25 protein-coding genes and 1 tRNA gene are annotated in these 26,957 nt (G+C 60.7%); 9 read left to right on the forward strand and 17 right to left on the reverse strand.

What is annotated here, in order from left to right; translation table 11 throughout:
• Positions 1-14 precede the first annotated feature (14 nt).
• From pstB to AC4PS6_RS05205, 6 genes are all read right to left on the reverse strand, one after another.
• A complete protein-coding gene (pstB, locus tag AC4PS6_RS05180; protein WP_019817112.1) occupies positions 15-776 on the reverse strand; it encodes a phosphate ABC transporter ATP-binding protein PstB in 762 nt (253 codons plus the stop codon).
• 76 nt (positions 777-852) lie between these two features.
• A complete protein-coding gene (gene pstA / locus AC4PS6_RS05185) occupies positions 853-1,746 on the reverse strand; it encodes a phosphate ABC transporter permease PstA (RefSeq protein WP_014718563.1) in 894 nt (297 codons plus the stop codon).
• Positions 1,746-2,711 carry a phosphate ABC transporter permease subunit PstC gene (gene pstC / locus AC4PS6_RS05190; RefSeq protein WP_003191517.1) on the reverse strand — a complete coding sequence of 322 codons (966 nt, stop codon included), beginning with the start codon at positions 2,709-2,711 and terminating at the stop codon, positions 1,746-1,748. The genes pstA and pstC overlap by 1 nt, the downstream gene beginning before the upstream one ends.
• A gap of 74 nt (positions 2,712-2,785) precedes the next feature.
• Complete coding sequence (pstS, locus tag AC4PS6_RS05195; protein WP_020302728.1) at positions 2,786-3,817, reverse strand: phosphate ABC transporter substrate-binding protein PstS; 1,032 nt, start codon at positions 3,815-3,817, stop codon at positions 2,786-2,788.
• 444 nt (positions 3,818-4,261) lie between these two features.
• Positions 4,262-4,888 (reverse strand): isochorismate family cysteine hydrolase YcaC, encoded by a 627-nt coding sequence (gene ycaC, locus AC4PS6_RS05200; protein WP_003191542.1) that lies wholly within the window; start codon positions 4,886-4,888, stop codon positions 4,262-4,264.
• A gap of 63 nt (positions 4,889-4,951) precedes the next feature.
• Entirely contained in the window at positions 4,952-5,641 is a 690-nt protein-coding gene (locus tag AC4PS6_RS05205) for an isochorismatase family protein (protein WP_032902445.1), read from the reverse strand.
• Between the two features lie 338 nt (positions 5,642-5,979).
• Here AC4PS6_RS05205 and AC4PS6_RS05210 point away from each other — a divergent pair, with 338 nt between their 5' ends.
• Positions 5,980-6,876 carry a LysR family transcriptional regulator gene (locus tag AC4PS6_RS05210; protein ID WP_069868521.1) on the forward strand — a complete coding sequence of 299 codons (897 nt, stop codon included), beginning with the start codon at positions 5,980-5,982 and terminating at the stop codon, positions 6,874-6,876.
• A 66-nt stretch (positions 6,877-6,942) separates the two neighbouring features.
• On the opposite strand, the gene AC4PS6_RS05215 is transcribed toward AC4PS6_RS05210, so the two are convergent.
• Positions 6,943-7,401, reverse strand: coding sequence for an Hsp20 family protein (locus AC4PS6_RS05215; protein ID WP_014718573.1), 459 nt, complete (start codon positions 7,399-7,401; stop codon positions 6,943-6,945).
• 227 nt (positions 7,402-7,628) lie between these two features.
• Between AC4PS6_RS05215 and AC4PS6_RS05220 the strand changes: the two genes are divergently transcribed.
• On the forward strand, positions 7,629-8,057 hold the full coding sequence (locus AC4PS6_RS05220; protein WP_014718574.1) for a glycine zipper domain-containing protein: 429 nt from the start codon (positions 7,629-7,631) through the stop codon (positions 8,055-8,057).
• Between the two features lie 163 nt (positions 8,058-8,220).
• On the opposite strand, the gene treS is transcribed toward AC4PS6_RS05220, so the two are convergent.
• Positions 8,221-10,284: a maltose alpha-D-glucosyltransferase gene (gene treS, locus AC4PS6_RS05225; RefSeq protein ID WP_336827451.1), complete on the reverse strand. Its 2,064-nt coding sequence runs from the start codon at positions 10,282-10,284 to the stop codon at positions 8,221-8,223.
• A gap of 153 nt (positions 10,285-10,437) precedes the next feature.
• The gene (locus tag AC4PS6_RS05230; RefSeq protein ID WP_019817117.1) at positions 10,438-11,247 is read right to left on the reverse strand and encodes an AraC family transcriptional regulator; all 810 of its coding nucleotides are present in this window, start codon (positions 11,245-11,247) and stop codon (positions 10,438-10,440) included.
• Between the two features lie 187 nt (positions 11,248-11,434).
• On the opposite strand from AC4PS6_RS05230, the gene AC4PS6_RS05235 reads away from it, so the two are divergent.
• The 5 genes from AC4PS6_RS05235 (at position 11,435) to AC4PS6_RS05255 (ending at position 17,967) form a co-directional block, all read left to right on the forward strand.
• On the forward strand, positions 11,435-13,060 hold the full coding sequence (locus tag AC4PS6_RS05235) for an APC family permease (RefSeq protein WP_020302725.1): 1,626 nt from the start codon (positions 11,435-11,437) through the stop codon (positions 13,058-13,060).
• An 11-nt stretch (positions 13,061-13,071) separates the two neighbouring features.
• The gene (locus AC4PS6_RS05240) at positions 13,072-13,998 is read left to right on the forward strand and encodes a 4-hydroxyproline epimerase (protein WP_020302724.1); all 927 of its coding nucleotides are present in this window, start codon (positions 13,072-13,074) and stop codon (positions 13,996-13,998) included.
• Between the two features lie 37 nt (positions 13,999-14,035).
• Positions 14,036-14,983: a dihydrodipicolinate synthase family protein gene (locus AC4PS6_RS05245; RefSeq protein ID WP_020302723.1), complete on the forward strand. Its 948-nt coding sequence runs from the start codon at positions 14,036-14,038 to the stop codon at positions 14,981-14,983.
• Positions 14,984-15,145: 162 nt separating this feature from the next.
• A complete protein-coding gene (locus tag AC4PS6_RS05250) occupies positions 15,146-16,717 on the forward strand; it encodes an aldehyde dehydrogenase (NADP(+)) (RefSeq protein WP_336827452.1) in 1,572 nt (523 codons plus the stop codon).
• Positions 16,718-16,719: 2 nt separating this feature from the next.
• The gene (locus AC4PS6_RS05255; RefSeq protein WP_336827453.1) at positions 16,720-17,967 is read left to right on the forward strand and encodes an NAD(P)/FAD-dependent oxidoreductase; all 1,248 of its coding nucleotides are present in this window, start codon (positions 16,720-16,722) and stop codon (positions 17,965-17,967) included.
• Positions 17,968-18,077: 110 nt separating this feature from the next.
• On the opposite strand, the gene AC4PS6_RS05260 is transcribed toward AC4PS6_RS05255, so the two are convergent.
• The 3 genes from AC4PS6_RS05260 to AC4PS6_RS05270 all read right to left on the reverse strand — a co-directional run bounded on the left by AC4PS6_RS05260 (position 18,078) and on the right by AC4PS6_RS05270 (position 20,986).
• On the reverse strand, positions 18,078-19,061 hold the full coding sequence (locus AC4PS6_RS05260; RefSeq protein WP_336827455.1) for a GlxA family transcriptional regulator: 984 nt from the start codon (positions 19,059-19,061) through the stop codon (positions 18,078-18,080).
• Between the two features lie 755 nt (positions 19,062-19,816).
• Positions 19,817-20,425: a LysE family translocator gene (locus tag AC4PS6_RS05265; RefSeq protein ID WP_032902400.1), complete on the reverse strand. Its 609-nt coding sequence runs from the start codon at positions 20,423-20,425 to the stop codon at positions 19,817-19,819.
• A 111-nt stretch (positions 20,426-20,536) separates the two neighbouring features.
• Positions 20,537-20,986 (reverse strand): winged helix-turn-helix transcriptional regulator, encoded by a 450-nt coding sequence (locus tag AC4PS6_RS05270; protein ID WP_019817122.1) that lies wholly within the window; start codon positions 20,984-20,986, stop codon positions 20,537-20,539.
• A 96-nt stretch (positions 20,987-21,082) separates the two neighbouring features.
• Between AC4PS6_RS05270 and AC4PS6_RS05275 the strand changes: the two genes are divergently transcribed.
• Positions 21,083-22,024, forward strand: coding sequence for an aromatic alcohol reductase (locus AC4PS6_RS05275; protein WP_014718585.1), 942 nt, complete (start codon positions 21,083-21,085; stop codon positions 22,022-22,024).
• Positions 22,025-22,074: 50 nt separating this feature from the next.
• On the opposite strand, the gene AC4PS6_RS05280 is transcribed toward AC4PS6_RS05275, so the two are convergent.
• The 4 genes from AC4PS6_RS05280 to pvdQ form a co-directional block, all read right to left on the reverse strand.
• On the reverse strand, positions 22,075-22,242 hold the full coding sequence (locus tag AC4PS6_RS05280) for a hypothetical protein (protein WP_165835032.1): 168 nt from the start codon (positions 22,240-22,242) through the stop codon (positions 22,075-22,077).
• A gap of 218 nt (positions 22,243-22,460) precedes the next feature.
• Positions 22,461-23,180: an META and DUF4377 domain-containing protein gene (locus AC4PS6_RS05285; RefSeq protein WP_233085901.1), complete on the reverse strand. Its 720-nt coding sequence runs from the start codon at positions 23,178-23,180 to the stop codon at positions 22,461-22,463.
• Between the two features lie 344 nt (positions 23,181-23,524).
• Positions 23,525-23,598, reverse strand: a tRNA-Cys gene (locus AC4PS6_RS05290).
• Between the two features lie 214 nt (positions 23,599-23,812).
• Positions 23,813-26,092, reverse strand: a complete 2,280-nt coding sequence (gene pvdQ / locus AC4PS6_RS05295) for a bifunctional acylase PvdQ (RefSeq protein ID WP_198833099.1) — start codon at positions 26,090-26,092, stop codon at positions 23,813-23,815.
• Between the two features lie 242 nt (positions 26,093-26,334).
• On the opposite strand from pvdQ, the gene AC4PS6_RS05300 reads away from it, so the two are divergent.
• Positions 26,335-26,715 carry a hypothetical protein gene (locus AC4PS6_RS05300; protein WP_014718590.1) on the forward strand — a complete coding sequence of 127 codons (381 nt, stop codon included), beginning with the start codon at positions 26,335-26,337 and terminating at the stop codon, positions 26,713-26,715.
• Positions 26,716-26,725: 10 nt separating this feature from the next.
• On the opposite strand, the gene AC4PS6_RS05305 is transcribed toward AC4PS6_RS05300, so the two are convergent.
• A complete protein-coding gene (locus AC4PS6_RS05305; protein WP_336827279.1) occupies positions 26,726-26,920 on the reverse strand; it encodes a hypothetical protein in 195 nt (64 codons plus the stop codon).
• Positions 26,921-26,957 lie beyond the last annotated feature (37 nt).

The following is a 26,957-nucleotide window of genomic DNA, read 5'->3' on the forward strand; positions in this document are numbered from 1 at the left end:
GAACATGGAGTTACTCAGCTGAACTTGCCACTGATGTAATCCTCGGTCATCTGTTCACGCGGGCTGCCAAAAATCTGCGCGGTCGGGCCCATTTCCACCAGGTAGCCGGTACGCGTGCCCTGAGAAATATCCACCGAGAAAAACGCCGTGGTGTCCGCCACGCGAATGGCCTGCTGCATGTTGTGGGTGACCAGGGCGATGGTGTAATCCTTCTTCAGTTCCACCATCAGCTCCTCTACCCGGCGAGTCGCAATCGGGTCGAGTGCCGAGCACGGCTCATCGAGCAACAGCACTTCCGGCTCGGTGGCGATAGCGCGGGCAATACACAGCCGTTGCTGCTGGCCACCGGAAAGCGACAGGCCGCTGACCTTGAGCTTGTCCTTGACTTCATCCCACAGCGCCGCGCCTTGCAGGGCGTGCTTGACGCGGTCGCCCAGGTCGCCTTTGTAGCGGTTCAGGCGCAGGCCGAAGGCGACGTTGTCGAAGATGCTCATGGAAAACGGGTTCGGCTGCTGGAACACCATGCCGATGTAACGGCGCACCACCACCGGGTCTACACCCTTGCCGTACACGTCCTGCCCCAGGAAGTGCACATGGCCCTCGAAGCGAAAGCCTTTCACCAGGTCGTTCATGCGGTTGAGGCTGCGCAGTACCGTACTTTTGCCGCAGCCGGACGGGCCGATGAAACCGGTGATCTTGTTTTTCTCGATCGGCACATGGCTGTCACGCACTGCCATGAAGTTGCCGTAGAAAATCCTGTCCAGCTTGCAGTCCATGACCACAGGCGATTGGGTAACAAACGGAGCGGCTATTTGCGCAGTTGAGACGTTCAAGATTCAGATGCTCCCGTTCTTAATACTTAGGCTTGCCGAAGATACGGCTCACAATATTCACGACCAGCACGATCATCACCAACACCAACGAGGCCGCCCAGGCGAGCTCCAGCTGGTTGTCGAAGGGCATGCCGGAAAAGTTGTAGATCAGCACGGCAAGGGAGGCTGTGGGGTTCATCACCGCCAGGTCGCCGTCGTGGTAGATCCAGTAGTTGCTGAACAGCGCGGTGAACAACAACGGCGCGGTTTCGCCTGCGGCACGAGCCACAGCAAGCATTACGCCGGTGAGGATCGCCGGCAGGCCGGTCGGCAAGATGATCTTCCAGATCACCTGCGAGCGGGTGCACCCCATGCCGTAGGCAGCGTCCTTCATGATCTTGGGCACCATGCGCATCGACTCTTCAGCCGTCAGCACCACGATGGGCAGCATCAGTACCGCCAGGGCTACGCCGCCTGCCGGTGCCGAGTAGGTGCCGGTGGTCATGACCACCAAGGCATAGGCAAACACGCCGGCCAGGATCGAAGGCAAGCCGGTGAGCATCTTGGCGGCAAAGCGTGCAGCGTTGGCCAATTTGCTGTCCGGCCCCAGTTCGGCCAGGAAGATCGCGGCCATGATGCCGACCGGCACCGCAATCGCCGCAGCGATACCGACCATCACAAAGGTGCCTGCCATGGCGTTGCCGAAACCGCCGCCCGTCTCGAAGCCGGTGGGCGGCAGTTCGGTGAACACCTCCAGGCTCAGGCGTGCGCCGCCACGGGTGATCAGCATGTAGAGCACGGAAATCAGCGGCACACTGGCCAGCAGCGCGCCAAACCATACCAACGTGGTCAACACCAGGCTGCGCAAGGCGCGGCCTTCGAACTTGCGCTGCAAGCTCGGTACAGCGGTGATAGGGGATGTGAGATTCGTCATCATCGGTTACCCCGTTGGGCGTAGAGCATGATCATGGAACCGATGACATTCACCAGCAGCGTGATGAACATCAAGACGAGAGCGGCGTACATCAATACCTCCACCTCGTTGGGCCCGGCTTCGGGGAAGTTCAGCGCCAACAAGGCTGCCAACGTATTGGCCGGCGCGAACAGCGACAGGGAAATGTTGTTGGCGTTGCCCACCAGCATCGCCAGCGCCATGGTTTCGCCCAGCGCACGGCCGAGGCCAAGTACCAGGGAGCCAAAAATACCGGTGGCGGCGGATGGCACCATCACCTTGAGAATCGCCTCCCAATGGGTGGTGCCCATGCCGTAGGCGGCCTGCTTGGTCTTCATCGGCACGCTGGTGAGCGCGTCCTGGGACACGGCGGCAATCGTCGGCAGAATCATGATGGCCAACACCAGCGCCGCCGGCAGCAACCCCGGCCCGCTCAAGGACGTGCCGAAAAACGGGATCCAACCCAGTTCGCTGTTCAACCAGGTGGTCAGTGGCCGAATGGCCGGGATCACCACGTAGATGCCCCACAGGCCGTACACTACGCTGGGGATGGCGGCGAGCAGTTCAACGATGGTGCGAAACACAGCGGCCAGCTTGGCCGGCAGAAAATCCTGAGTCAGGAAAATCGCCATGCTGACACCGAAAAAGCCTGCAATCAGCAGCGCGATGAAAGCGCTGTAGAGCGTGCCCCAAATGGCCGGCAAGATCCCGTACTTGCCCTGATTAACGTCCCAGACGCTGCCAAAAAGCACATCGAACCCGTGCTTTTCCATGCCCGGCAAGGCCTTGCGTCCCACCTCGAATACCAAGGCTGCGACCAACGCCAGAATCAGTACCACCCCGATTCGCGCGAGCCCACGGAAGGTGCGATCGACCAGGAAGTCTTTGGCCGAGGGAGGTTGGCAAGCAGAATCCCGGTTAACCGGTACGACGAAAGGTTTGTTCATTGGCTAATTCCGGAACAGGGGGGAAACGCCCCCGGCGCGGCAAACAGCCCACACCGAGAGCGGCCTCACGGGTGTTACTGAATGTTGGCGGAGGCTTTGCGTACCTGCTCCACCACCGATGGCGGCAGCGGGATGTACCCCATCGAGTCGGCGATTTTCTGCCCCTCGGTCAGGCTGTACTCAACCATTTCGCGCATGGCCTTGGCCTTGGCAGGGTTGCCGTTGTCCTTGCGGAAAATCATCCAGGTGTACGAGGTGATCGGGTAAGACTTGGCACCGTCCGGGTCCGGCAACCAGGCCACCAGGCTCTCCGGCATCTTCACGGCGGCCAGGGCCTCGGCGCCGCTTTCGGCGTTCGGCACTACGTACTGGCCGGCCTTGTTCTGCAACTGGGCGAAGTCAACCTTGGCCAGTTTGGCGAAGCCGTATTCGATGTAGCCAATCGCGCCTGGGGTCTGGCGTACGGTGGCAGTCACACCATCGTTCTTGGGCGACTTGATGAATTTGTCGCTAGCCGGCCAGTTGACGGTGTTGCCCTCCCCCAGTGCCGTTTTGAATTCAGGGTTGATGGTCGCCAGGTGTTTGGTGAATACCGCCGTGGTGCCGCTGGAGTCTGCGCGCACCACCACGGTGATCGGCGTGTCGCCAAGCTTCAGGTCCGGGTTGGCGGCGACGATCTGTGGGTCGTTCCACTTGGTGATCTTGCCCAGGAAGATATTGGAGTAAACATCGCGTGGCAGCTTGAGGCCCTTGGGATTGCCCGGCAGGTTATAGGCCAGCACGATTTCACCGGCGGTCATTGGCAGCAGTTGCACGCCCTCGGCGACCTTGGCGATGTCTTCGTCTTTCATGGCCGAGTCACTGGCGGCGAAGTCGACGGTTTTATTCAGGAAGTCCTGCACACCTGCGCCGCTGCCCTTGGACTGGTAATCCACGGTGACGCCAGCGGTCTTCTTGCTGAAATCCTTGAACCAGGTGAGGTAGATCGGTGCAGGGAAGCTGGCGCCAGAGCCGGTGAGGCGCACGTTTTCGGCGGCGAAGGTCATGGAGGAGGCACACAGGGATACCGTAACGGCGAGTGCTGCGGACTTCATCAAGCTTTTCATTAAAAGGAACTCGTTGTGGTGACGGGCTCCCGAACTGTGAAGCAGGGTTGTTACATTTTTATGAAAATTGAATGGCGAGAGGGTGTTTTGTCCCGCTTTGCCGCCACAGCGCTGTATTTTTAGGGCATGGGTTAGTAACAAAATACGACTACAGTGTTGTCATCCCTCTAGCGGTACTGATCTTGCTCCCGTGACGGTCGAAGCTGATCCCATTGATGCTGCGCCATCCAACTGTGGGAGCTGGCTTGCCTGCGATGACGGTCTGACAGCCAACGCCTATTTACCTGACACCCCACCGTTGGATCGCGAGTGTGTCAGGTAAATAGGTGTCGGGCGCAATGCCGCCATCGCAGGCAAGCCAGCTCCCACAGTTGGACCTAGGGGTGTCAGGGAAATAGGCGTTCTACCGCTCCCCCCACGGCTAGCGGCCGCCTTCCATCAGGCTTACTTGCCTTCAGTCAACGCGTTGTAGCTGGTGAACAGGTTGCGGTAGTCCGGAATGTGGTTGGAGAACAACGTCCCCAAGCCCTCGATGTCGTTGCGCCAGTCGCGGTGCAGCTCACAGGCCAGGCCAAACCAGGTCATCAGTTGCGCGCCGTTGGCGGACATGCGGGCCCAGGCGGACTGCTGGGTCAGTTCGTTGAAGGTGCCGGAGGCGTCGGTGACCACAAACACTTCAAAGCCTTCGGCCAGGGCCGACAGCGCCGGGAACGCCACGCACACTTCGGTCACGACGCCGGCAATGATCAATTGCTTCTTGCCGGTGGCCTTGATGGCCTTGACGAAATCTTCGTTGTCCCAGGCATTGATCTGGCCTGGGCGCGCAATGTACGGCGCATCCGGGAACAGGGCCTTGAGCTCGGGCACCAGCGGGCCGTTGGGGCCGGTTTCGAAACTGGTGGTGAGGATGGTCGGCAACTTGAAGTACTTGGCCAGGTCAGCCAGGGCCAGCACGTTGTTCTTGAATTTGTCCGGGTCGATGTCGCGGACCAATGACAGCAAGCCGGCCTGATGGTCGACCAACAGTACCGCGGCGTTGTCTTTGTCCAAACGAACGTAAGGTGTAGACATCTTCATACTCCTGATAAATAGGCAGCGCCCAACATGGGCTCGCCGCAAAAGGCCCCAGCGTATTTACTTGCGCTGTGAGTCTAGTACTTCGTGGTTGTTTGCCACTTCCTGAGCCTTGATGTAGCTCTCGATCAGAAGCTGGTAATGCGGCATGGCCTGGGTGTAGACGTTAGCCCACTCCTGGGCATCCGGGCGGTTCCAGGAGCCTTGCAGCTCCGACAGCGTGCCCATGATGTCGATCGGCACCACGCCGGCCTGGGCCAGGCGTGCGACGGTCAGGTCGGTGGCCAGCCTGGAGTGGTTGCCCGAGGCATCGACCACCGCGAACACCTTGTAGCCTTCATGCACCGCCGCAATGGACGGGAATGCCAGGCACACGCTGGTCAGGGTGCCGGCGATCACCAACGTCTTTTTGCCGGTGGCTTTGACGGCGGCATGGAACTGCGGGTTGTCCCACGCGTTGATTTCGCCACGGCGGGCTACGTACTGGGCGTGCGGCGCGGCTTCGTGGATTTGCGGAATCAACGGGCCGTTGGGACCTTGCGGCACCGAGGCGGTGGTGATGACCGGTATTTTCAGCAGGGTCGCGGCCTTGGCCAGCGCGATGGCATTGGCGCGCAATTGAGGAACATCAATGTCCTTGACGATCTGGAACAGACCACTCTGGTGGTCGATCAGCAACATGGCGGTGTCAGCGGGGTCAATCGTCGGCTTTTGCCCATTGAAGTTTGCAGCGTTACCTGATGCAGTCATTTGCATGTCCTCTTGCTTGGCGATACCTCCCTGGCGTGTGCGCCGGAACTGCGCCCGGCCGTGCCTGTACTTCCTGTACAGATACGCTTGGGCAACGACCTGGACGTGTGTCAGCAGGCCCACCCAAAAAAACAGTGGGACCACCTTAAGCATCGCGCTCAGGGTTAGGTAGTGGCTGAAACGGGCCGCTCCATCTCAAAAATGGAACAATGCAGCCGCACGGTGGCAAGCTCATTTGGACGTGCCAGTCGTTACAATGCGATCATCGGCTCCATCCCGTGGATTTCAGGCACTTGCGCCAATCATGACCGTTCACTTATTTCCAGGCAGGTGCCTTCATGGATATCAAACAACTTAAATTCCTGATCGCGCTGGAGCAGACCCGCCATTTCGGCCAGGCCGCCGCCCGTTGCAACATCACCCAGCCCACCCTGTCGATGCGCCTGCGCAACCTGGAGGACGAACTGGGCCTGGAACTGGTGACCCGTGGCCAACGTTTCGAAGGCTTTACTCAGGCCGGCGAACGCGTGTTGGCCTGGGCCAGGACCCTGCTCGCCGCCCATGACGGCCTGTTCGCCGAAGCCGCTGCGTGTCGCGGCCAGTTGGTCGGTAACCTGCGCCTGGGCCTGGTGCCCCTGAGCGGCTTCAATCCGATCAGCTTCATCCAGGGCTTGTCCCACAGCTTCCCGGAACTCAAGTTCAGCCTCACCTCCATGAGTTCGGACAAAATCATCGAAGCGCTGGGCACCAATCAACTGGACTTGGGCGTGTGCTACCTGGACCACGTGAGCCCCAACTACCTGGAATTTTTCGAACTGGGCGAAACCCGTGTCGGCCTGCTGTACGACACTCGCCACTTCCACTTCGAAGGCACGCAGATGAGCTGGGAAGAAGCCGCCGAACTGCCCCTGGGGATGATCAGCAATGGCATGCACTACCGAAAATCCATCGACTTGAGTTTCCGCAGTCGCGGTCTCGATCCCCAGCCGATTCTGGAAAGCGACTCCACCTATCAACTGTTCCAGGCCATCCACGAAGGCTTCTGTTGCGCAATCATGCCGTTGGACAGCGGCCTGGAAAACCCCATCGAAAACCTGGCATTTATCCACCTGCCAGACGCCAGTGTCCTTGCGCCCCTGGGCATGGTGATGCGCAAGACCGAACCGCGCTCGGTCATCGCAGAGAAGTGTTTTGCCGAGGCCAGGCAGTTGTTTGCACCCAATACCCAGGCTTAGCCGGCCTGCGTTTGAAGCGCGCACAAAAAAGGCGCTCCGTAGAGCGCCTTTTTACCGCCGATTGTTTTACTGCAAGCTGACCTGACGCAGCTCGGGTTTGGTCTCACCACCAATCATGATGCGTTTTGGCTTGGCCTCTTCAGGCACTTCACGCAGCAGGTCGATGTTGAGCAAACCGTTGGTCAGGGATGCGCCACGTACTTCGATATGGTCCGCCAAGCGGAACGACAACCGGAACGCACGTTGGGCAATGCCCTGGTGCAGGTAAGCGACCTTATCGTCGGTTTCGCGTTTTCCGCCGGAAACCGTCAATACACCCCTCTCGACCTGGATATCCAGATCCTCCTCGGTCAGGCCAGCCACGGCGATCACGATGCGGTACGCGTCGTCACCGTGCTTTTCCACGTTGTGAGGTGGATAGGAATTCGGAGCCTCGCTGCGCAGCGCCGACTCGAACAGGTCATTGAAGCGATCAAAGCCCACCGATTGACGGAACAGTGGGGCCAACGACAGGGTAGTAGCCATTTTAAAATCTCCTGAGTTTCTCCAAGTGATTTAGTACGCAACCCGGATTCGGCATCGCGTGATCCAAAATTTATGGACGCGCAAAAGGAATTCAAGAGGGCTGGAAAAAATTTTTCTTGTGCAAGGGGCGATCACCGAAGCCCAAGTGTTATGACGTGTGCTCTAATCAAAATGCCAGGCGTGCTTTACCCCGTGAGCGCCTGAGACAGCCCTTGAGGTACAAAAAAATGAAAATGACATTCCCGGCCCTGGCATTGGGCATTCTGATCTCCCAAGGGGCCCTGGCCGCTGGAGATGGTACAGCCGCGCTGGGAGGCGGTGTCGGCGGTGTGTTGGGCAACGTGGTAGGCCAGCAGCTTGGTGGCTCGACCGGTGCGGCCATCGGCGCCGGCGTGGGGGGCGCCGCCGGGAGTGCGGTGGGGGCGCAAAAGGGCAACAAGACCGAAGCGGCGATTGGCGGCGGTTTGGGCTCGGCAGGCGGTTCGCTGATTGGCAATCGCCTGGGCGGCACCACCGGCTCGACCATCGGCGCCGGCGTGGGGGGCGCAGCCGGTGGTGCGCTGGGTAATAACCTGGCCGATGACGAGAGCGGCCATCGTTCAGGCGGTGCCAAGCACAAAGGCAACAAGCATAAGCACAAGAACAAGCACCACTGATCGCGTGGCACGGCGCTGTTAGCCACCAAACACTAACCTGTGGCGAGGGAGCTTGCTCCCGTTGGGGCGCGAAGCCGCCCCGCTCTTTTGTTCAAAGAGGCTGGGACTGCTACGCAGTCCAACGGGAGCAAGCTCCCTCGCCACAGTTACCGTTTCGTCGCCTTTACATCGGCGTGCTGCTCACCACCCGCAACGCCAACCCTTCATACGCGTCCAGCGTGATCGTGAACGCACCCTCCTCTGTCAAATCGCCTTCCACCCGCTCATTGATGATATCCACCACCGGCCCCGGTGCGATGTTGGGCAGGTGCAGGGTTTCGGTGATCGGCGTGGCGCCAAAGTTCAGCGCAGTGATTTGAGTGCCCTTACCCGCCGGCAGTTCGTGGACCATGATCAGCAAGCCGGGATGCTCGACGTCCGGCACCAGGATCTGGCGGCTGGCGGCGATGTCGTAGGCGCGGCGTACGGCGAGGATTTTTTGCAGTTGGGAGGCAAAGGAGTCCGGGTCCTGCAGCTGGCTGTTCAGACTGCCATACAGGCTTTTTGAGCGCGGCATTTGCCCCGCCGACAGTTCGGCGTCGGGGTTCAGGTCTACCAGATCATAAGCGCCACGATGGATCCAGCGGGTGTCGCCATCGGCCATCAAATGCGCCACCTCTTCGGCCGCCAACGGCAGCGCGCCCACCAGGTCCCAGCCGGACAAGGCAAACACCCCAGGTTGCATGGCGTTGTACATCACCAGTAGCAAGTGGATCTGGCGAACCTGCTGTATATCCGCCGAAGTGATCGCCTCCAGGTCACGGAGACCCAGGGCTGCGGTGATGATGCTGGCGGTGGTGCAGGACACGCCGTTGGTGACGAATTTGAGGTTATACGGCGCATGTTCGCCGGTGAGGCGTTCATACATCTGCTCGCGGATATGCTCGCGCAGGATGTTGCCGGGGAAGGTCTGGCCCTGGAACAGGAAGCTGTCATGGGCGTGCAGCGTCCAGAAATGCACCAGCTCCAGGGTCAGTTCATCATGGTTCTGCAGCGCGTGAATCAGCGAGCCGGGGTCGATGCCGAGGCTGTGCATCTGGCGCAGCATCAGGCGCAGGAATTCGGTATCGCCCATCAGCAATGCATGCTGGTAGGCCGGCCGGGTGATGAAGTCATAAGACAGGTCAGCGCCGCCGTGGGACATCGACGCGATGTCGTCCACGGTGAGGTTGAGTTCCTGAAAACTGAACCCGCCCGCCTTGCGAATGGCGCCGCCGAGTAACTGATTGCCGGTGATCGACAGCGGATGGCTTTCGGACCAGGCCGTGCCATCGAGCTTGCGCTCCACGCCGAGAAAGCCGTTGGCATCCAGGCGCAGGATTTTCGCGCCCATCACATCAATGGCGTGCAGCGCATCACCGATGATCATCTGCTGCGCAGCAAACGAAGGGTCGAGCCAGTTGAGCGACGGCTGGCCTTCCTTGAAGTAATGCAGGTACACCCAGCGCCGCGGCTTGCCATCCACGCCGAGCACCACCGGCGTGGCGCTCCAGTCGGTTTCTTTGACGCCGGGCTCGAAGAAAATCACCCGCTGCAATTGGCCGACGATGTAGTGCTTGTCACGCAGTGCGTCTACCTGGGAGGGGCTGAGGTTGTGTGCATCGCGCCCGGCGGCCACGTCGGGCAGCAACGGCCAGTCTTCCTCGCGGATTTCGACCATGTGGTACAGGCCGGGATAGTCCTCATAGGCCATTTCTGCCAGACGAAAGTCCGCGCCCTTGCCGGTGTGCGACGGGATCACATCGTCGATGATCACCGCATTGTGCGCGGCAGCCATGCGCGTCAAAGCCTGCAATTGTGCCTCGGTGCCCAGTTGCGGATCGATGTCGAAACTGATGCGGTCGAAATTGCCGTCGATGGTCGGGGTGTGCTCGGTGCCAGACAAGCCACCGGACTTCTTCAACGGGCCGTTGTGAATGCCCTGGATGCCGATCTTGGACAGGGTATGCCACAAGGTTTCGTCCCCCAGCGCCTCAAGCACGGTGCCGCCTTCGCGGGTGACAATCGAGGCGGGGTAGGCCGTGAACCACACCGACGACAAGGCCGAAGCGTCACGCGGCCGGGTCTGTGCATAGGGCTGCTGCCACAGGCGGCCTTGCCCCGAATACAGCTTGGCCCGCTGCCGCGCTACGTGGAGCATGGAATGTTGCACCAGCCAGTTCACATGGTCGTTGTTCGCCGCGGTCATAAGCTCGGTACCTGTCGTGGTGAAAAGGGTCGGTGTAAGCATATGAGGGGCGTGCGCGGCATTCGTTGCATCGACTTGGCTTCATCCTAATGTGGGAGGGGGCTTGCCCCCGATGGCGGTGGATCAGATAAAAATAGCCTGACTGACACACTGCTATCGGGGGCAAGCCCCCTCCCACATTAGATTTTCATCTGGCCTGCCGCCTTGCGTCGCTTGCCGGTACTGCCTCGGGGTGAACCCGGTTGAAGATTTGAACTGCCGGGTAAACGCGCTGTGATCGGTGTAGCCGCATTGCAGCGCCACCTCGGTAATTGGCAGCTCGGTATGCAACAACCGCCGGGCATGCTCAAGCCGGACTTTCTGGATCATTTGCCGAGGCGTGAGGTGAAACACGCGTTTGCAGTAGCGCTCCAGTTGCGCCACGGAAATCCCGGCGATGCGAGTCAATTCACCCAGGGTGACGCGGCGGTTGAAGTGGCTGCGGATGTGTTCGTCCACCGCCGCCAGGCGCTGATAGGCCGGGTGGGTTTCGCTGGCAGACTGCAAGTCCACCGAAATTCCGGCCAGGCCGATGATCGCGCCGAGTTGGTTGTACAGCGGCCACTTGTGGGTCAGGCACCAGCCGGGTTCGCGGGTGCCGTAGAGGTGCAATTCGAGTTGATCTTCCAGTACCAGCCCCTGCTTCAACACACGCCGATCTTGCTCGGTATAGCCGGGGCCCAATTGTGCGGGAAACACTTCGGCGCTGGTCTTGCCCAGCAGCGGTTGCAGCTGCTTGAGGCCGCAGCGTTGCACCAGGGTGCGGTTGGCGAGCACGTAGCGCGCGTCGATGTCCTTGATGAAAATCGCGGCGTTGGGCAGTACATCGAGCATCGGCAGCAACTGCTCTACCCCGCTCAATAGCTGCTCGATGTTGTGGGGTCGGCTGCCCTGGAAAAGGCTCGCGAACGCGCTCTGCAACATGACTTTATCTGCCCTTTTTTTCGTCGACAGCCAGCAGATTGCGCCATGGAACGAGCGCTGTCGAGCGCGGCAAATTGTGCTGAATTCGTCATCCATCGCCGCATAAAACATCAATCGTCAGCCGGGCATGTGGGTTCAGGATAGCGCCACTGCATGCCTATCCAATAACTCACAAGAAGGCGCCGCTATGTCAGGCCAAGGCAAGTTCAAGAAACAGCTGTCACTGATGGACCTCACCTTTATCGGGTTGGGGGCCATCTTCGGTTCGGGTTGGTTGTTCGCCGCCAGCCACGTGTCTGCCATCGCAGGCCCGGCGGGAATTTTTTCCTGGTTGCTCGGTGGTTTCGCCGTGCTGCTGCTGGGCATTGTCTACTGCGAACTCGGCGCCGCCCTGCCCCGCGCCGGTGGCGTGGTGCGCTACCCGGTGTATTCCCACGGTCCGCTGCTCGGGTACCTGATGGGTTTTATCACGCTGATCGCGTTTTCCAGCCTGGTAGCAATTGAAGTGGTCGCCTCGCGCCAATACGCCGCAGCCTGGTTTCCGCAGCTGACCAAGGCAGGTTCCAGCGACCCCACCACCCTGGGCTGGCTGGTGCAATTTGCCCTGCTGTGCCTGTTCTTTGTGCTCAACTACCGCAGCGTGAAGACCTTTGCGATCGCCAATAACCTGGTGAGCGTGTTCAAGTTCATCGTGCCGTTACTGGTGATCGGCGTGCTGTTCACCTTCTTCAAGCCGGCGAATTTCCAGGTGCATGGCTTCGCGCCGTTCGGCTTATCAGGTATCGAGATGGCCGTGTCGGCAGGCGGGGTGATCTTTGCCTACCTGGGCCTGACGCCGATCATTTCGGTGGCCAGCGAAGTGAAAAACCCACAGCGCACCATCCCCATCGCCCTGATCCTCTCGGTACTGTTGTCTACGGCCATCTATGTGCTGCTGCAAACCGCGTTCCTCGGCGGCGTGCCTACCGACATGCTCGCCAATGGCTGGGCCGGCATCAGCAAGGAACTGGCCCTGCCCTATCGCGATATCGCCCTGGCGCTGGGCGTGGGCTGGCTGGCCTACCTGGTGGTGGCCGATGCGGTGATCTCTCCCAGCGGCTGCGGCAATATCTACATGAACGCCACCCCGCGCGTGGTGTATGGCTGGGCGCAGACTGGCACCTTCTTCAAGATATTCACGCGCATCGATGAAAAGTCCGGCATCCCGCGCCCGGCGCTGTGGCTGACCTTTGGCCTGTCGGTGTTCTGGACCTTGCCGTTCCCGTCCTGGGAAGCGCTGATTAACGTGGTGTCTGCCGCCCTGATCCTCAGTTATGCCGTGGCCCCGGTGACGGTCGCCGCCCTGCGCCGCAATGCACCCGACATGGCGCGCCCGTTTCGGGTCAAGGGCATGGCGGTGCTGGGCCCGCTGTCATTCATCATCGCTGCGTTGATCGTCTACTGGTCGGGCTGGAGCACGGTGTCGTGGCTGTTGGGCCTGCAAATCCTGATGTTTGTGGTGTACCTGCTGTGCGCGCGCTGGGTGCCGACCGCGCACCTGAACCTCAAGCAACAAGTACGCTCCTCGGCCTGGCTGATCGGCTTCTACGCCGTGACCATCCTGCTCTCCAAGCTCGGCAGTTTTGGCGGTATTGGTGTGATCAGCCACCCGTTTGACACCCTGGTGGTGGCGGCCTGCGCCCTGGGCATTTACTACTGGGGCGCCGCCACCGGCGTACCCGCCCACTTGGTACGCCTGGAGCAGGAAGAGGACGAAAGCGAAGCCGTCAGCGACGCGCACTACAGCGCCCCACTGTCCCCGACTACCCACTGATGGAGCGCCTTATGAAACGACTGCACGTGATTGACTCACACACCGGCGGTGAACCTACACGCCTGGTCATGAACGGCTTTCCCGAACTGGCGGGTGCCTCGATCGCCGATCAACTGGACCACCTGCGCACCCACCACGATCAATGGCGCCGCGCCTGCCTGCTGGAGCCCCGGGGCAACGATGTGCTGGTGGGCGCGCTGTACTGTGCGCCAGTCACGCCGGGGGCGACCTGCGGGGTGATCTTCTTCAACAACGCCGGCTACCTCGGCATGTGCGGCCACGGCACCATTGGCCTGATTGCCTCGCTGCACCACCTGGGGCTGATCCAACCGGGCGTGCACAGCCTCGACACGCCGGTCGGCCCGGTCGCGGCCACCTTGCACGAAGACGGCAGCGTGACCCTGCGCAATGTGCCCGCTTACCGCTACCGCAAGCAGGTGGCGGTTGAGGTGCCTGGGCATGGCGTGGTGCTGGGCGACATCGCCTGGGGCGGCAACTGGTTCTTCCTGGTGTCGGACCACGGCCATGAGTTGCAGATGGATAACGTGGAGGCCCTGACCGACTACACCTGGGCCATGCTCAAGGCCCTCGAAGCCCAAGGCATCCGTGGCGCAGACGGTGCGCTGATCGACCATATCGAATTGTTCGCCGACGACGCCCACGCCGACAGCCGCAACTTCGTAATGTGCCCCGGTAAAGCCTATGACCGCTCCCCCTGCGGCACCGGCACCAGCGCCAAGCTCGCCTGCCTGGCCGCCGACGCAAAACTGGCCGCAGGAGAACTTTGGGTACAAGCCAGCATCACCGGCAGCCAATTCCTCGGCCGCTATGAGTGGGACGGCGAACACGTACGCCCATTCATCACCGGCCGCGCCTACATGACCGCCGACAGCACCTTGCTGATCGACGAACAAGACCCGTTTGCCTGGGGCATCTGAGCCCATTATTCATTCAACTGAAACCGGAGTTAGCACCATGAGCGACAACATCTTCACCGGCTGCATGCCCGCCCTGATGACCCCTTGCACCGCCGAGCGCCAACCGGACTTCGATGCACTGGTGGCCAAGGGCCGCGAGCTGATCGACATCGGCATGAGTGCCGTGGTGTATTGCGGCTCCATGGGCGACTGGCCGCTGCTCACCGAGGCCCAGCGCCAGGAAGGCGTGGCGCGCCTGGTGGCTGCGGGTGTGCCGACCATCGTCGGCACCGGTGCGGTGAACAGCCGTGAAGCCGTATCTCACGCAGCCCATGCCGCCAAAGTCGGCGCCGATGGTTTGATGGTGATTCCCCGCGTGCTGTCCCGAGGTGCTTCGGCCACTGCGCAAAAGGCCCACTTTGCAGCGATCCTCAACGCCGCGCCCGACCTGCCGGCGGTGATCTACAACAGCCCCTACTACGGTTTCGCCACCCGCGCTGAGTTGTTCTTCGAACTGCGCCGCGAGCACCCGAACCTGATCGGCTTCAAGGAGTTCGGCGGCGCCGCCGACCTGCGCTACGCCGCCGAAAACATCACCTCCCAGGATGACGATGTGACCCTGATGGTCGGCGTCGATACCCAAGTGGTGCACGGCTTCGTCAACTGCAACGCCACCGGCGCCATTACCGGCATCGGCAACGCACTGCCCCGCGAAGTGCTGCAACTGGTGGCGCTGAGCAAAAAAGCCGCCAAGGGCGATGCCAAGGCGCGTCGCCAGGCCCGCGAGCTGGAAGCTGCACTGGCGGTGTTGTCGTCGTTCGACGAGGGCTGCGACCTGGTGCTGTATTACAAGCATTTGATGGTGCTCAACGGCGACCAGGGCTACGCCCTGCACTTCAACGAAACCGACGACCTCAGCGCTGCCCAGCGCCGGTATGCCGAGCAGCAGTACGCGCTGTTCCGCCAGTGGTATGCCAACTGGTCGGCCGAACAGAACGTCGCTTGATTTTCTGTAGGCGCGAGCTTGCTGTGGCGAGGGAGCTTGCTCCCGCTGACTGCGCAGCAGCCTCCGGCTTTTATTGGGGGCGCTTCGCACCCCAGCGCAAGCAAGCTTGCTCGCCACAAAAGCTCGCGCCTACAACACTCCTCTGTTTTTCTGGATGCCCCCATGACTCTGACAGGCAAGATGCTGATCGGTCAGCAATCCGTTTGCGGCCATCGCGATGCGATCCGGGCGATCAACCCCGCTACCAACACCCCACTGGAACCCGCCTACGCTGGCGGGGATGAGCAGCACGTCGACCAGGCCTGCGCACTGGCGTGGGCCGCGTTCGACGCTTACCGCGAAACCACCTTGGCAGATCGCGCCACGTTGCTTGAAACCATCGCCACCCACATCGAAGCCCTGGGCGATGAGTTGATCGAACGCGCCTGCGCCGAAACCGGCTTGCCTCGCGCACGCATTGAAGGTGAACGCGGCCGTACCTGCGGGCAACTGCGCGCTTTTGCCCGCACCGTGCGCCTGGGCGAATGGCTCGACGTGCGCGTCGATACCGCACAGCCCCAGCGCCAACCCCTGCCCCGTGCCGACCTGCGCCAGCGTCATATCGCCCTGGGCCCGGTAGCCGTGTTCGGTGCCAGCAACTTCCCTCTGGCCTTCTCCGTGGCGGGCGGCGATACCGCATCGGCCCTTGCCGCCGGTTGCCCGGTGATCGTCAAGGCGCATAACGCGCACCCCGGCACCAGCGAGCTGGTGGGGCGCGCCATCGCCCAGGCGGTTAAAGAGTGTGGCTTGTCGGAGGGTGTGTTTTCACTGCTCTACGGCGCGGGTAACGAGGTGGGTATCGCATTGGTGCGCGACCCGCGCATCAAGGCCGTAGGCTTCACGGGGTCGCGCAGTGGCGGTATCGCCCTGTGCCAAGCGGCGCAGGCACGCCCGGAGCCGATCCCGGTGTACGCGGAAATGAGCTCGATCAACCCGGTGTACCTGTTTCCTGCTGCGCTTGAAGCTCGGAGCGAAGCCTTGGCCGATGGGTTCGTCGCGTCGCTGACCCAAGGCGCCGGCCAGTTCTGTACCAACCCTGGCCTGGTGATCGCCCTGCAAGGCGCCGCTCTGGACCGTTTTGTCCAATCCGCCAGTGAGCGTCTCTCGCGTTGCCCGTCCCAGACCATGCTCACACCGGGTATTTTCAGCGCCTGCGAAACCGGCCTGAAGACCCTGGCCCAGCACACCACCATAGCCGCCAAAGGCTTGCCAGCGACCGGGCCAAACCAGGGCCAGCCCCATCTGTTCGTGACCCAGGCCGAGGCGTTCCTGAACAATGAACACCTGCAAGCCGAAGTATTCGGCGCCGCCTCGCTGGTGGTGCAGTGCCGTGATGTCGAGCACATGCGCCAGGTGTCCGAACACCTGGAAGGCCAACTCACCGCCACCCTGCAGATGGATGACCACGACTTGCCACAGGCGCGGGCATTGCTGCCGGTGCTGGAGCGCCAGGCTGGGCGCCTGCTGGTGAACGGCTGGCCGACCGGCGTAGAAGTGTGCGACGCCATGGTGCATGGCGGGCCCTTTCCGGCGACTTCGGATGCGCGCAGTACCTCGGTGGGCACGGCGGCGATCCTGCGATTCCTGCGCCCGGTGTGTTACCAGGACGTCCCGGACGCCTTGCTGCCCACCGCGCTGCAGCACGACAACCCGCTGCGGTTGCGGCGCCTGCTCGACGGCCAGCGAGAAGCATGATCATGGCCGATCCCAAGCAAGCAGACATCGTAGTAGTCGGCGCCGGCATTATCGGCGTCGCCTGCGCCTTGCAGCTGGCACGCCAAGGCCGCCGAGTCGTCGTGCTCGACCCGCAGGCACCCGGCATGGGCGCCTCCTACGGCAACGCCGGCCACCTGGCAACGGAGCAGGTGTTCCCCATCGCCGACCTGTCGATCCTCAAGCGCTTGCCCGCCATGCTCCTGGACCCCATGGGCCCGCTGCGCCTGGACTGGACCTATCTGCCCCGCGCCCTGCCCTGGTTTATTCGCCTGCTGCTGAACCTGCGGCCAGTGCGTTATCAGCGCACCGTAGCCGGCCTTCGCGCGCTGAACGAAGGCAGCCTGGGCGCGTGGCAACGCTTGCTGCAATCGATTGGGCAAGCGCCATTGCTGCGTGAAGACGGTTCGCTGTTGGTGTATGAGCGCGGCGAATCCCGCGCTGCACTGGATGCAGTGCAGCAACGCATGCGGCAACAAGGCGTCGCCGTGGACTTCTGGAGCGGCGATGCGGTGCGCAAGGCTGCGCCGCAACTGAGCGACGCCATACAAGGCGGTTTGTTCTTTCCCGCTACCGGACATTTTCTGGACCCGTACACGGTGGTTGGCGAACTGGTGAACGCGGCCAAGGCTGAGGGGGTGCAATTTCTTCAGCAGCGCGTTCTGGACGGACGCCTGGAGAGTAACGGCGTTTCCCTGATGACCGACCAAGGCGTACTGACAGCGCAGCAAGTGCTGATCGCCTGCGGCGCCCACTCGGCCAAACTCACCGCAGCTCTCACCGGCAAACAAGTGCCGCTGGACACCGAACGCGGTTACCACCTGATGCTGCCCCACGAACAACAGCGCCTGCCCTTCGCGGTCACTTCACTGGAGCGCAAATTCATCATGACGCCCATGACCGGTGGCCTGCGCCTGGCCGGCACGGTCGAATTCGCCGGCCTCGACCGCCCGGCCAATATGCAACGGGCCTGGCAGTTGCACCGGTTGAGCAAAGGGCTGTTCCAACACGACTTGAGCGACAGCGAAGCCACACCCTGGATGGGGTTTCGCCCTTCCCTGCCCGACTCGCTGCCGATCATTGACCGGGTGTGCGAAGGCAAAGTGCTGCTTGCATTTGGTCACCAGCATTTGGGACTGACACAAGCGGCGGTGACGGCCGAGTGGGTTGGGCAGCTTGTGGCGGGTGAGCAGGTGCCGCAATTGCACCTCTACCGCCTGGAACGATTCTGAGAATACCGAGAACCCAATGTGGGAGCTGTCGAGCCCCAGCGAGGCTGCGAAGGGATCGCCGCGCAGCCCCTGAAAAACCGCAGCGTTTGTATCGCCCAGGGCTCGAGCTGCTACTTGACCAACCGCTTCTCCTTGGAGGGGCGATAGCCGAAATACGCGCTGTAGCATTTGCTGAAATGGCTCGGCGAGACAAACCCGCACGCCACCAGCACATCCACCTGTGACAACTCGGTGTGCTGCAACAGGCGTCGCGCTTCAGTGACGCGCAATTCCATGTAGTAGCGTTGCGGCGTGGTACCCAGTTGTTCCTTGAACAAGCGCTCCAGCTGGCGGCGGGAACGGCCGGCGTAGACGGCGAGCTGATCGAGTTCCAGGGGCTCTTCGAGGTTGGCGTCCATCAGCTTCACCACCTCGCGCAGCGGCGCGCTGACACAGATGTTTTCGGTGGGTTTGATGCGGCGGTAGCGCGATTCTTCGAACGCCAGAATATCTTCGATGCCTTCGACCAAGGCTTTGCCATGCAGGCTCTTGATCCAGTCCAGGGCCATATGGAAAGCCCCCGAGGGGCTGGACGCGGTGAGGCGGTCGCGGTCGATGACGTAGGGTTCGCTGGTGACCTGCGCCGCCTTGGACACTTCGGCCAGTGCCGGCCGATGCTCGGGATGGATGGCACAGCGATAACCCTGCAGCAGCCCCGCACGCCCGAGGAACCACGAGCCGTTCCACAAACCGGCGAGGCGCACGCCCGCTTCACCCGCACTGCGCAGCCATTGGACAAATGGCTCGCTGGCCTTGAGTTCGGTACGAAAACCACCGCAGATCACCAATAGGTCCAAGTCCTGCAAGGTCGCCAGCATCAGGTTCGCATCCGGGCGAATGACCAGGCCCAGGTCGCTGATGACTTCGCCCTCGCCCCACCCGAAAGTGCGCGTAGCGAACAGATCAGGGCGCAACAGGTTGGCGGTCACCAGCGTGTCGAGGGTCTGGGTGAAGGCCGGCAAGGAGAAGTGTTCGAGCAGCAAAAAACCGACACGGGTGACCGAGGTTGATTGCTGGGGGTTATCACTGAGGTAGCGCAGGTTCTTGCCTTGCATGCCACCGCTGAACTGGCGTCTTTCCATCGAGGGTCGGCCCACGCTTATTGTTGTGCAGTGGGCGCTATCTTAGGGGCAAATGCAGTGCCTGTCTCAGGTGACGCTCAAGGCGGGTAGCGGCCATGGCGCTGATCTTGATAAAAGCTGTTCGCTTGAAAAGCCACGGCCCAGGCGCTGCGCGCTGATCTGATACGGTTTTTTCTTTTCAATCTGCGCCTGTATTGAAAACCGCTTGAGGCGGACAATAGCCCCATCCCGACATTCCTGTCGTCCCCTTCCCCTCGGAGGCCTTATGACCAAGATGGCAATTTTCCTGTTTGGCTTTTTGGTGTTGACCATTGGCATCGGCATGTTGGCGACCATCTCACCGGTCTAAGCCCGCATCAACGTGGCGAGGGAGCTTGCTCCCGTGACGGCCTCATACCCGACGCCCCACGATCCAACTGTGGGAGCTGGCTTGCCTGCGATGACGGCCTGACAGCCGACGCCTATCTACCTGACACCCCGCGATCAAACTGTGGGAGCGGGCTTGCTCGCGAAGGCGGCCTGACAGCCGACACAATTGGATTGTGTGCATATCCATCGCTGCGGTAACGGCCACTTAGGGTTCCGCCTGACGGCGGGTCACTTTGGAAAAGAGCCGGAATGCCGGCCCAGCCCAAAGTAACCAAAGGGCTCTTGCCCCACCCTCGGCACCTCGCCTTGGCTCGGTGTGCCCGAACGCAGGCTTCGCATCGTGGTTACCTACGCCCGCCTCAACCCACAAACAGCATCGGATACAGCGACAGCACCAACAGCCCGGCCATGGACCAGTTGAACATCCGTAACCAGCGCGGCTCGCGCAGCAAGTTGCGCAAGCCACTGCCACACCCCACCCATACGCACACACTCGGCAGGTTGACCACCGCAAAAACCAGGGCGATCACCAGCACATTGGTGACATAACCCTCGGCCGGCGTGTAGGTGGTAATCGCCCCCAACGCCATGATCCAGGCTTTGGGATTGACCCACTGGAAGGCCGCCGCACCGAGGAAGGTCATCGGCTTGCCATGTTCATCCTGGTTATCAGACATACCGCCCGCATTGGCAATCTTCCACGCCAGATACAACAAATACGCGGCGCCGACATAACGCAACAGCGTGTAGGCCCACGGAAACAGCTTGAACACCTCGCCCAAGCCAAGCCCCACACAAATCACCAACAGCATGAAACCGATGCTGATCCCCAGCGCATGGGGCATCGAACGGCGAAAGCCGAAATTCACGCCTGAGGCCAGCAACATGGTGTTGTTGGGCCCCGGGGTGATCGAAGAGACAAAAGCGAACAGCACGAAAGCTGATAACAGGCTGGTAGACATGATCATGGCGCGGCATCCAAGCGGTGGTGATGTGCCTGCGACAGTAGTGGGTTATGGCGCGCTGCGCCCCGTACAGCTAGGGGTGGATCGAGGCATACACTTGCACAGCCTAAGCGCTTACCGAGACGCGTCGGGAACCGGTGTGGGAACCTGCCATGCCGGTTTTTTGCCCTCCTGACTGTCGAACATACGCCGCGCCTTGCGAAAGTCCTCCACGTTTTCGACCACCCAGGTCCAGACAGGCGACATGCGAATCAAAAGCTCCCTGCCCAGGGGCGTCAGCTCGTACTCGACGCGTGGCGGAATCTCACCGAACTCGCGTCGAACCAAAAAACCATCGCGCTCCATGGCGCGTAGGGTCTTGGTCAACATGCGCTGAGTCACACCCGTCATCTGCCGTTTTATCTCGGCATGACGCATCGCACCGTACACACCCAAGGCATGCAGGATGCCCAATGACCAGCGGCTACCGGCGTGAGCCAGGACTTCACGCCTGACGCCATCGTCTTCTTCCCTGAGCGACTGGCAGATAATTTCTGCCTGGCTGAGCGTTTCATGATCGGTCATTTCTACCCCTGGTATCACACGTGTGCCTTCTTATGAGCGCTGCCGAATCGTGCCAGCATGGGCTCATCTTATCGCCAACAGGTCTGCGGAGAAATCATGCCTGAAATGCCCCCACTTCCCTCTCAATCGATCCTCGTTCTAGGCGCCGGCGAACTCGGCCTGCCGGTTTTGCGCAACCTGGCGCGTGAGGCCAAACGCGCGCCCGGTTCCACTATTAGCGTGCTGCTCAGGGAATCGACCATCAACACGCAAATGCCCGAAAAAAAGGCAGAGGTCGACGAGCTGCGCAGCCTGGGCATCCAGATGGTCGCCGCAGACTTGGTGAACGACTCAATCGATCAACTTGCCAAGGTCTTCGCACGCTTCGATACCGTGATCGGCTGCGCAGGCATGGTCGCGGGCCGAGAAACCCCGATGAAGCTGGCGACCGCCGCGCTCAAGTCCGGCGTGAATCGCTACTTCCCCTGGCAGTTCGGCGTGGATTTCGAAGTAATTGGTCGGGGCAGCCCCCAGGATCTGTTCGATGCCCAGCTCGATGTGCGCGAGTTGCTGCGCGCCCAGCACAACACTGAATGGGTCATCATCTCGACAGGCATGTTCACCAGCTTCCTGTTCGAGCCGGTGTTCGAGGTCGTCGACTTCGACAACAACACAGTCAACGCCCTGGGCAGTCTGGAGAACAGCGTGACGCTCACCACACCGGACGACATCGGTACGCTGACAGCACACATCGTGTTCTTCGAACCCCGCCTGCGCAATCAGATTGTCTACCTGGCCGGCGACACCGTGACGTATGGGCAGGTTGCGAGCATGCTGGAGCGTGTTCTGGATCGCCCGTTCAAACGCAACGTGTGGACGGTTGACTATCTCATGCAGGCACTGGAGCAAGACCCCACACACCACATCAAGAAGTACCGTGCCGTATTCGCACAAGGCAAGGGTGTGGCCTGGCCTAAGGCGGCCACCTTCAACGAGCAACAGTCGATTCCGGTCACCACTGCCGAGCAGTGGGCTCGGGAAAACCTTGCAGGCCATTGAAAGTCGGATTCTGAAGCCAGCCGTAAAGGCTGGCACAGGTGAAGGGACGGTTAGCGGATTTGAGCTTCACGCTGCTGGTCAGAGGCATGTTGTTTTTTTACATGCTTGCGCGACCTGAGCTCGTATTGATGGTGAATAAACCAGGCGACCAACAACACCCCAGTGACGCCAAAAACCAAGACCAACAGCTCTAGTGCGGTACCTTCATGTGAAAACATTTTTCGTTCCTCGTCCTGAAGCCGTGTGACCGAAAAAACAGCCACACCGAAATTGTTTGTAATAATTCAAACATTTTCAGGGTAGTCTGCAAAAGCTCAGGTGACAACCCCCGTTCGACCCAGAACCCTTGATCTAGACGTGTCACTCGTCGAAAACACGGATAAATCACAGGCGATAAAAAACCCCTTAGACGCGAATCTACGGGGTTTCTTTTCGCTTATTTGCTGCCAGAAGCGTCCTGCTCGACCACCATATCCAACACGTAGACCGTCGAAGGCGCATCCGCTGGCGGATTCTTCCATTCGTACTGTTTGACCCGCAGCACAGTGCGCACGCCGTCATGATGCACAAAGCCTTCGATAGGCTGGTACAGCGGATGCCAGGTGTCTTGGGTCGCCAGTTGCAGGCCCGCGTCGTCATAACGACGCTCGCGCACTTGGAGGCACTGATAATCTGGAATCAAAGGATGGCTGCACTTGACCGTCTTGGCCGCCACTTCCAGAAACTTGACCTCACCCTCGCTACCGTAGCGGGTCTGCGGGGTGGCCTCGCCTTGCAGCTTGAGCACCGAGCCATCCGCTGTCGTCAGTTGCAGCATCGGCGCCACGTTATCGCCGGTGATCACAGCGCGCAGCTCACCCTTGAACAGCCGCCCTACCTGGGCATCAAGGTCCATCAGGCTCTTGTCACAGGCCATCAGCGTAGAGGCCAGTGGCTGAACCTTCAGAACCCCGTCCTGATAGTGAAAGCCGCCGAACTGACGATTGCAGCCACCGCTGATGCTCAGGTTCTTGTCACCGAAGGCAACGCGCAACTTGCGCTCGATGCCTTTGTTCATCGCCACAAGAGGCTTGCCCGACGCGTCCGTTGCCGAGACCAGGTTCCAGTCGTAAGCGGATAAGGTTGGCTGGGCTACAGCTGCTGAGGTAGTAGGCATTGAAGGTGATTCTTCATGGCTTTTGGAAGGGGCGGCACAGCCTTGGATGAGTGCAGCACACACGGCTACAAGAAGAATTTTTTGTTTCATGGGTCACTCTGTCAGCTTTGATGAGTGCGGGCGTTATCTTGCGCTGGCAGGATAAGCGCGCGGCTAAACCGGCATGAGGAGGTCGCTTGAGGCTTTACTGAGCGTAGACCCAATGCGCGCTTGGCGGACCTCGTCCTTGGCCGATAGCAATCGGACATCATTTGTTTGGTTCAGTTTCACGAGGCGTTGGAAGTGCAGGCAAATCACAGACAATAAAAAACCCCGTAGACGCTAATCTACGGGGTTTCTAAGAGTGGAGGCCGAGGTCGGAATCGAACCGGCGTAGGCGGATTTGCAATCCGCTGCATAACCATTTTGCTACTCGGCCTCAAACGATCAATGCCCTTGTTGCTGACATTCACCGCATACAAACTTGAGTGGGCTACGTGATGCCTGCCTCTACTCTAAACCATTGAATACATTGAAGTTTTTGATGCTTCATTGCGTTCGATGGGCGCCATTATGTACTCATTTGCCTAGGCCTGCAACCCCTTGATTTCAAAAAATATTCTGCCTTGGCATCAAGGGGTTGCGCGTCTGCCCTACTCCTTCACTGTTTGGATTTGGTAGTGCGGGTCGGCCTTGATCTGGGCTTCGGTGAAGGGCAACGGGTGCAGTTTTTTCTCGGAGAAGGCTTGGGTCTGGTCCTTTGAATAAGCGGACGCCGGGTTGCTGGACTCGGAGAATGCCAGGACGCCGACTGCGTTGGGGCCTTTGTCGTCGAAGCTGACGATTTGCAGGTAGCTGGTGCCGCTGACGACTTCGCGTTTGCCGTCGGCGCGGGGCACGGTTTGCATGGCGTTGTAGATGCCCACTTCTTGCGGGCCGCCGTGGATGGGGGTTTGGCCGGAGACTTGGATATCGCCCCAGCGGGTCTGCCCCAGTTTGCTGACCTCAGCGCTGGAGGCCAGCATGGCTTCCAGCAGGGCCTTGGCGACAGGGGCGCGGTCAATGGCGAGGCCGCTTGGGGTGGTCAGTGGATGGGCCGGGTCGAAGGCCACGCGCCAGGCATCGGGGATTTGCTGCAGGTGTTGCATCAGGTTGATGAAGTGCACCAGGCCCACGCCGCTGTCGAGGTTGGCGCGCTGGTCCCAGTTTTTCAGGCTGGTGCACAGCGGTTGTAGCGCGTTGGCGTCGGTGCCGAGTTGGTTGGCGCAGAATGTCAGCAAGTCGGGCATGACCTGGCCCGCCAGGTACACCTCGTTGTCCATGACCATGTCTTGCAGGTCGGTGACGCTGATCGGCTGCTGCTCAAGGGCTTGCAGGCGCTGGAGCGCGAAGCGCGCACGCGGGCCGAGGCCGATGTTGTCCTGGCTGATCACCGGCGAAAAGCCCGTTAGCGGCGCCTTGGGGTTGGCCATCCAGGCGGAATCGTTGGAGTGTTGCACGTAGTCGGTGCGTTGCAGTTGGGGCAACTGGTCGGCCGGGAAGATACCGGGCTGGGCCGCGCGCGGGTCGATATCCCAGGCGCAGGCGCTGTGGGCGCCGTCAAGCATGATCATTTGCAGGCCGGCCCGTGGGTCGCTGCATGTTGCCAGTTTAGCGGCGCTGACGTTGGGCACCACCGACAGGTTCATGTACAGGCTCTGGCCCTGGTCATCGACGGCCAGGGTGTTGACCCAGGGGATGCCTTGCAGGGTATGCACCGAGCTTTGCAGTTCCTTGAGGCTGCTGGCGCGGTTCATGGCGTACCACTGTTGCAGCACCCGGTCGTTGCTCAGGTTGGCGTCGCGCAGGCTGAAGGCGTAGTGGCTGTCCCAGTCGAGCTTGCCCGGCCATTGCACCACGGGGCCGAACTGCGAACTGTAGACGTTGTGGGACACGGCCTTGAGGCTGCCGTCAGCTTGCTTGACCTGGACTGTTACGGCCGTTTTTTCCAGTGGGATGGACTTGCCGTCCAGCAGATAACGGGTGGCGTCCTTGGGGTCGAGGGTCAAGCGGTACAGGGTGAAGTGTTTGGAGGTGTCGACGGTGTGGGTCCACGCCACATGCTGGTTGAAACCGATGTTCACCACGGGCAGCCCTGGCAATGCGGCGCCCATCACATCCAGCTGGCCAGGGATGGTCAGGTGCATCTGGTAAAAACGCATGCCGCCCAGCCAAGGAAAATGCGGGTTGGCCAGCAGCATGCCACGGCCATTGAATGAGCGGTCACGGCCCACGGCGACGGCATTGCTGCCTCGGTCCAGCGTGAAGCGTTGCTGGTTGGCCGCGGCCAGTGCAAAGCCTTTGGCGTCGGATTGGACATCGGCGGTGGCTTGGGGTGGTGTTGCCCCGACCAGGGCTTCGGCGAATTGGCCGACGCCCCCTTCCACCAATAGCCTGCGGGTCAACTTGACCAGGTCTTGGACTACCAAGGGCCGTACCCACGCGGCCTGGCAATGCGCGGGTGCGCCCTGCTCCTTGAGGTAACGGTTGTAGCCGGCCACGTACCCTTCGAGGCGCTGTTGCATCTGCGGGCTCTGGGCTTTCCAGAATGCCGCCACTGCCTCGGGGGTATTCAACCAATTGAAGAACACATCGCTGGCGAGGTTGTTGCGCTCTTGCAGGGTCGCTTGGTCCGGCCCGAAAAACTTGGCGCGCTCGCCATTGACCGTGACCACTTCATTGGCCAGCAAGCACAGGTTGTCCTGGGCATAGGCGTACCCCATACCCACCCCCAGGCCACGCTCGTCAAAGGCGCGAATATGCGGCACGCCATAACTGGTACGCCGGATATCCGCCGACGCCTGCGTTACCTGTTCCCGTGCCGATACGGCCAGGCTCAACCCCAGCAACAGCCCTGCCACGCCCACTCTGGACAACCCGTTGGAAATAATCACGCCGACTCCACAGTCAAATTGAACACCCTCACAAGGGATGGTTACCCCACCGTAAGAACGCAAATCGACCGGAATAATTTAGCCGCACAAGGCTGTATATCGTCAGCGCTTGAAAGGTGACAAATCTGATACCGACAAATTTTCTACATTCATCGTTTCATGATTTGCCTCACTCGTTCGTCTTATTACTCAAGAGCACCATCTTTTCCTGATCAGGCTCTGAAAAGAAAAGGAGTTTTTGCATGTATAACCCGCAAGTGCCCACGGATGGACATTCAAAGGCCACCGATACTCACTTTGGCAACGACACACGGGCGTTCGGCAACGCGCCCGAACAGCAGGGCAACCAGCGCATCCGCCATTTGCTCAAGTGTTTCGGTTTGCGCACCAGCCTGATCCGGCTGAAGGTCATCGACGCCCTCCTCACCGCTGCCGACAACCAGCGCACCCTCGGGGTACGCGGCGTGCACAGCCACCTGCTGGAGCTGGGCATTCCGTTGTCGTTTCTCAGCGTGCGCGAGGTACTCAAGCGTCTGTGCAGCGAGGGTGTGATCACCCTGAACGCCGACAAGAGCTACAGCCTCCATGAAGAGGCTGCCAAGGTACTCGAAGGTCGTGCCTGACTGACACGCGTCAGAAGTTAGGCTTGACCTTGCGGCGCATGATGCCGTTGATCACCACGACGACCACGGCAATCGCGATGGCCAGGTACTGGAAGGTTTTCTCGCTGATCAAGCCAGTGTTCTGCAGATAAGACAGGCCGAACATCGCGCCCAGTACAGCCAGGGCAATCAGAAGCGAGTATTTCAAGCGTTGCTTTTGGGTCATGACGAATTCCTGGACCTGAAGGATGTATCCACTGTGT

It is taken from the genome of Pseudomonas sp. DW-iso17 (assembly GCF_058725345.1).

Bases quoted from the DNA above. Each gene is read 5' to 3' on its own strand.
- AC4PS6_RS05245 (WP_020302723.1), top strand. From the start codon at position 14,036: ATGAGCGACAACATCTTCACCGGCTGCATGCCCGCCCTGATGACCCCT.
- treS (WP_336827451.1), bottom strand. From the start codon at position 10,284: ATGACCGCGGCGAACAACGACCATGTGAACTGGCTGGTGCAACATTCC.
- ycaC (WP_003191542.1), bottom strand. From the start codon at position 4,888: ATGTCTACACCTTACGTTCGTTTGGACAAAGACAACGCCGCGGTACTG.
- AC4PS6_RS05230 (WP_019817117.1), bottom strand. From the start codon at position 11,247: ATGTTGCAGAGCGCGTTCGCGAGCCTTTTCCAGGGCAGCCGACCCCAC.
- pstB (WP_019817112.1), bottom strand. From the start codon at position 776: ATGGACTGCAAGCTGGACAGGATTTTCTACGGCAACTTCATGGCAGTG.
- pstC (WP_003191517.1), bottom strand. From the start codon at position 2,711: ATGAACAAACCTTTCGTCGTACCGGTTAACCGGGATTCTGCTTGCCAA.
- AC4PS6_RS05270 (WP_019817122.1), bottom strand. From the start codon at position 20,986: ATGACCGATCATGAAACGCTCAGCCAGGCAGAAATTATCTGCCAGTCG.
- AC4PS6_RS05205 (WP_032902445.1), bottom strand. From the start codon at position 5,641: ATGACTGCATCAGGTAACGCTGCAAACTTCAATGGGCAAAAGCCGACG.
- AC4PS6_RS05280 (WP_165835032.1), bottom strand. From the start codon at position 22,242: ATGTTTTCACATGAAGGTACCGCACTAGAGCTGTTGGTCTTGGTTTTT.
- AC4PS6_RS05275 (WP_014718585.1), top strand. From the start codon at position 21,083: ATGCCTGAAATGCCCCCACTTCCCTCTCAATCGATCCTCGTTCTAGGC.
- AC4PS6_RS05235 (WP_020302725.1), top strand. From the start codon at position 11,435: ATGTCAGGCCAAGGCAAGTTCAAGAAACAGCTGTCACTGATGGACCTC.
- pstS (WP_020302728.1), bottom strand. From the start codon at position 3,817: ATGAAAAGCTTGATGAAGTCCGCAGCACTCGCCGTTACGGTATCCCTG.
- AC4PS6_RS05215 (WP_014718573.1), bottom strand. From the start codon at position 7,401: ATGGCTACTACCCTGTCGTTGGCCCCACTGTTCCGTCAATCGGTGGGC.
- AC4PS6_RS05250 (WP_336827452.1), top strand. From the start codon at position 15,146: ATGACTCTGACAGGCAAGATGCTGATCGGTCAGCAATCCGTTTGCGGC.
- AC4PS6_RS05240 (WP_020302724.1), top strand. From the start codon at position 13,072: ATGAAACGACTGCACGTGATTGACTCACACACCGGCGGTGAACCTACA.
- AC4PS6_RS05285 (WP_233085901.1), bottom strand. From the start codon at position 23,180: ATGCCTACTACCTCAGCAGCTGTAGCCCAGCCAACCTTATCCGCTTAC.
- AC4PS6_RS05220 (WP_014718574.1), top strand. From the start codon at position 7,629: ATGAAAATGACATTCCCGGCCCTGGCATTGGGCATTCTGATCTCCCAA.
- AC4PS6_RS05260 (WP_336827455.1), bottom strand. From the start codon at position 19,061: ATGCAAGGCAAGAACCTGCGCTACCTCAGTGATAACCCCCAGCAATCA.
- AC4PS6_RS05210 (WP_069868521.1), top strand. From the start codon at position 5,980: ATGGATATCAAACAACTTAAATTCCTGATCGCGCTGGAGCAGACCCGC.
- pstA (WP_014718563.1), bottom strand. From the start codon at position 1,746: ATGACGAATCTCACATCCCCTATCACCGCTGTACCGAGCTTGCAGCGC.
- AC4PS6_RS05300 (WP_014718590.1), top strand. From the start codon at position 26,335: ATGTATAACCCGCAAGTGCCCACGGATGGACATTCAAAGGCCACCGAT.
- AC4PS6_RS05265 (WP_032902400.1), bottom strand. From the start codon at position 20,425: ATGATCATGTCTACCAGCCTGTTATCAGCTTTCGTGCTGTTCGCTTTT.
- AC4PS6_RS05305 (WP_336827279.1), bottom strand. From the start codon at position 26,920: ATGACCCAAAAGCAACGCTTGAAATACTCGCTTCTGATTGCCCTGGCT.
- AC4PS6_RS05255 (WP_336827453.1), top strand. From the start codon at position 16,720: ATGGCCGATCCCAAGCAAGCAGACATCGTAGTAGTCGGCGCCGGCATT.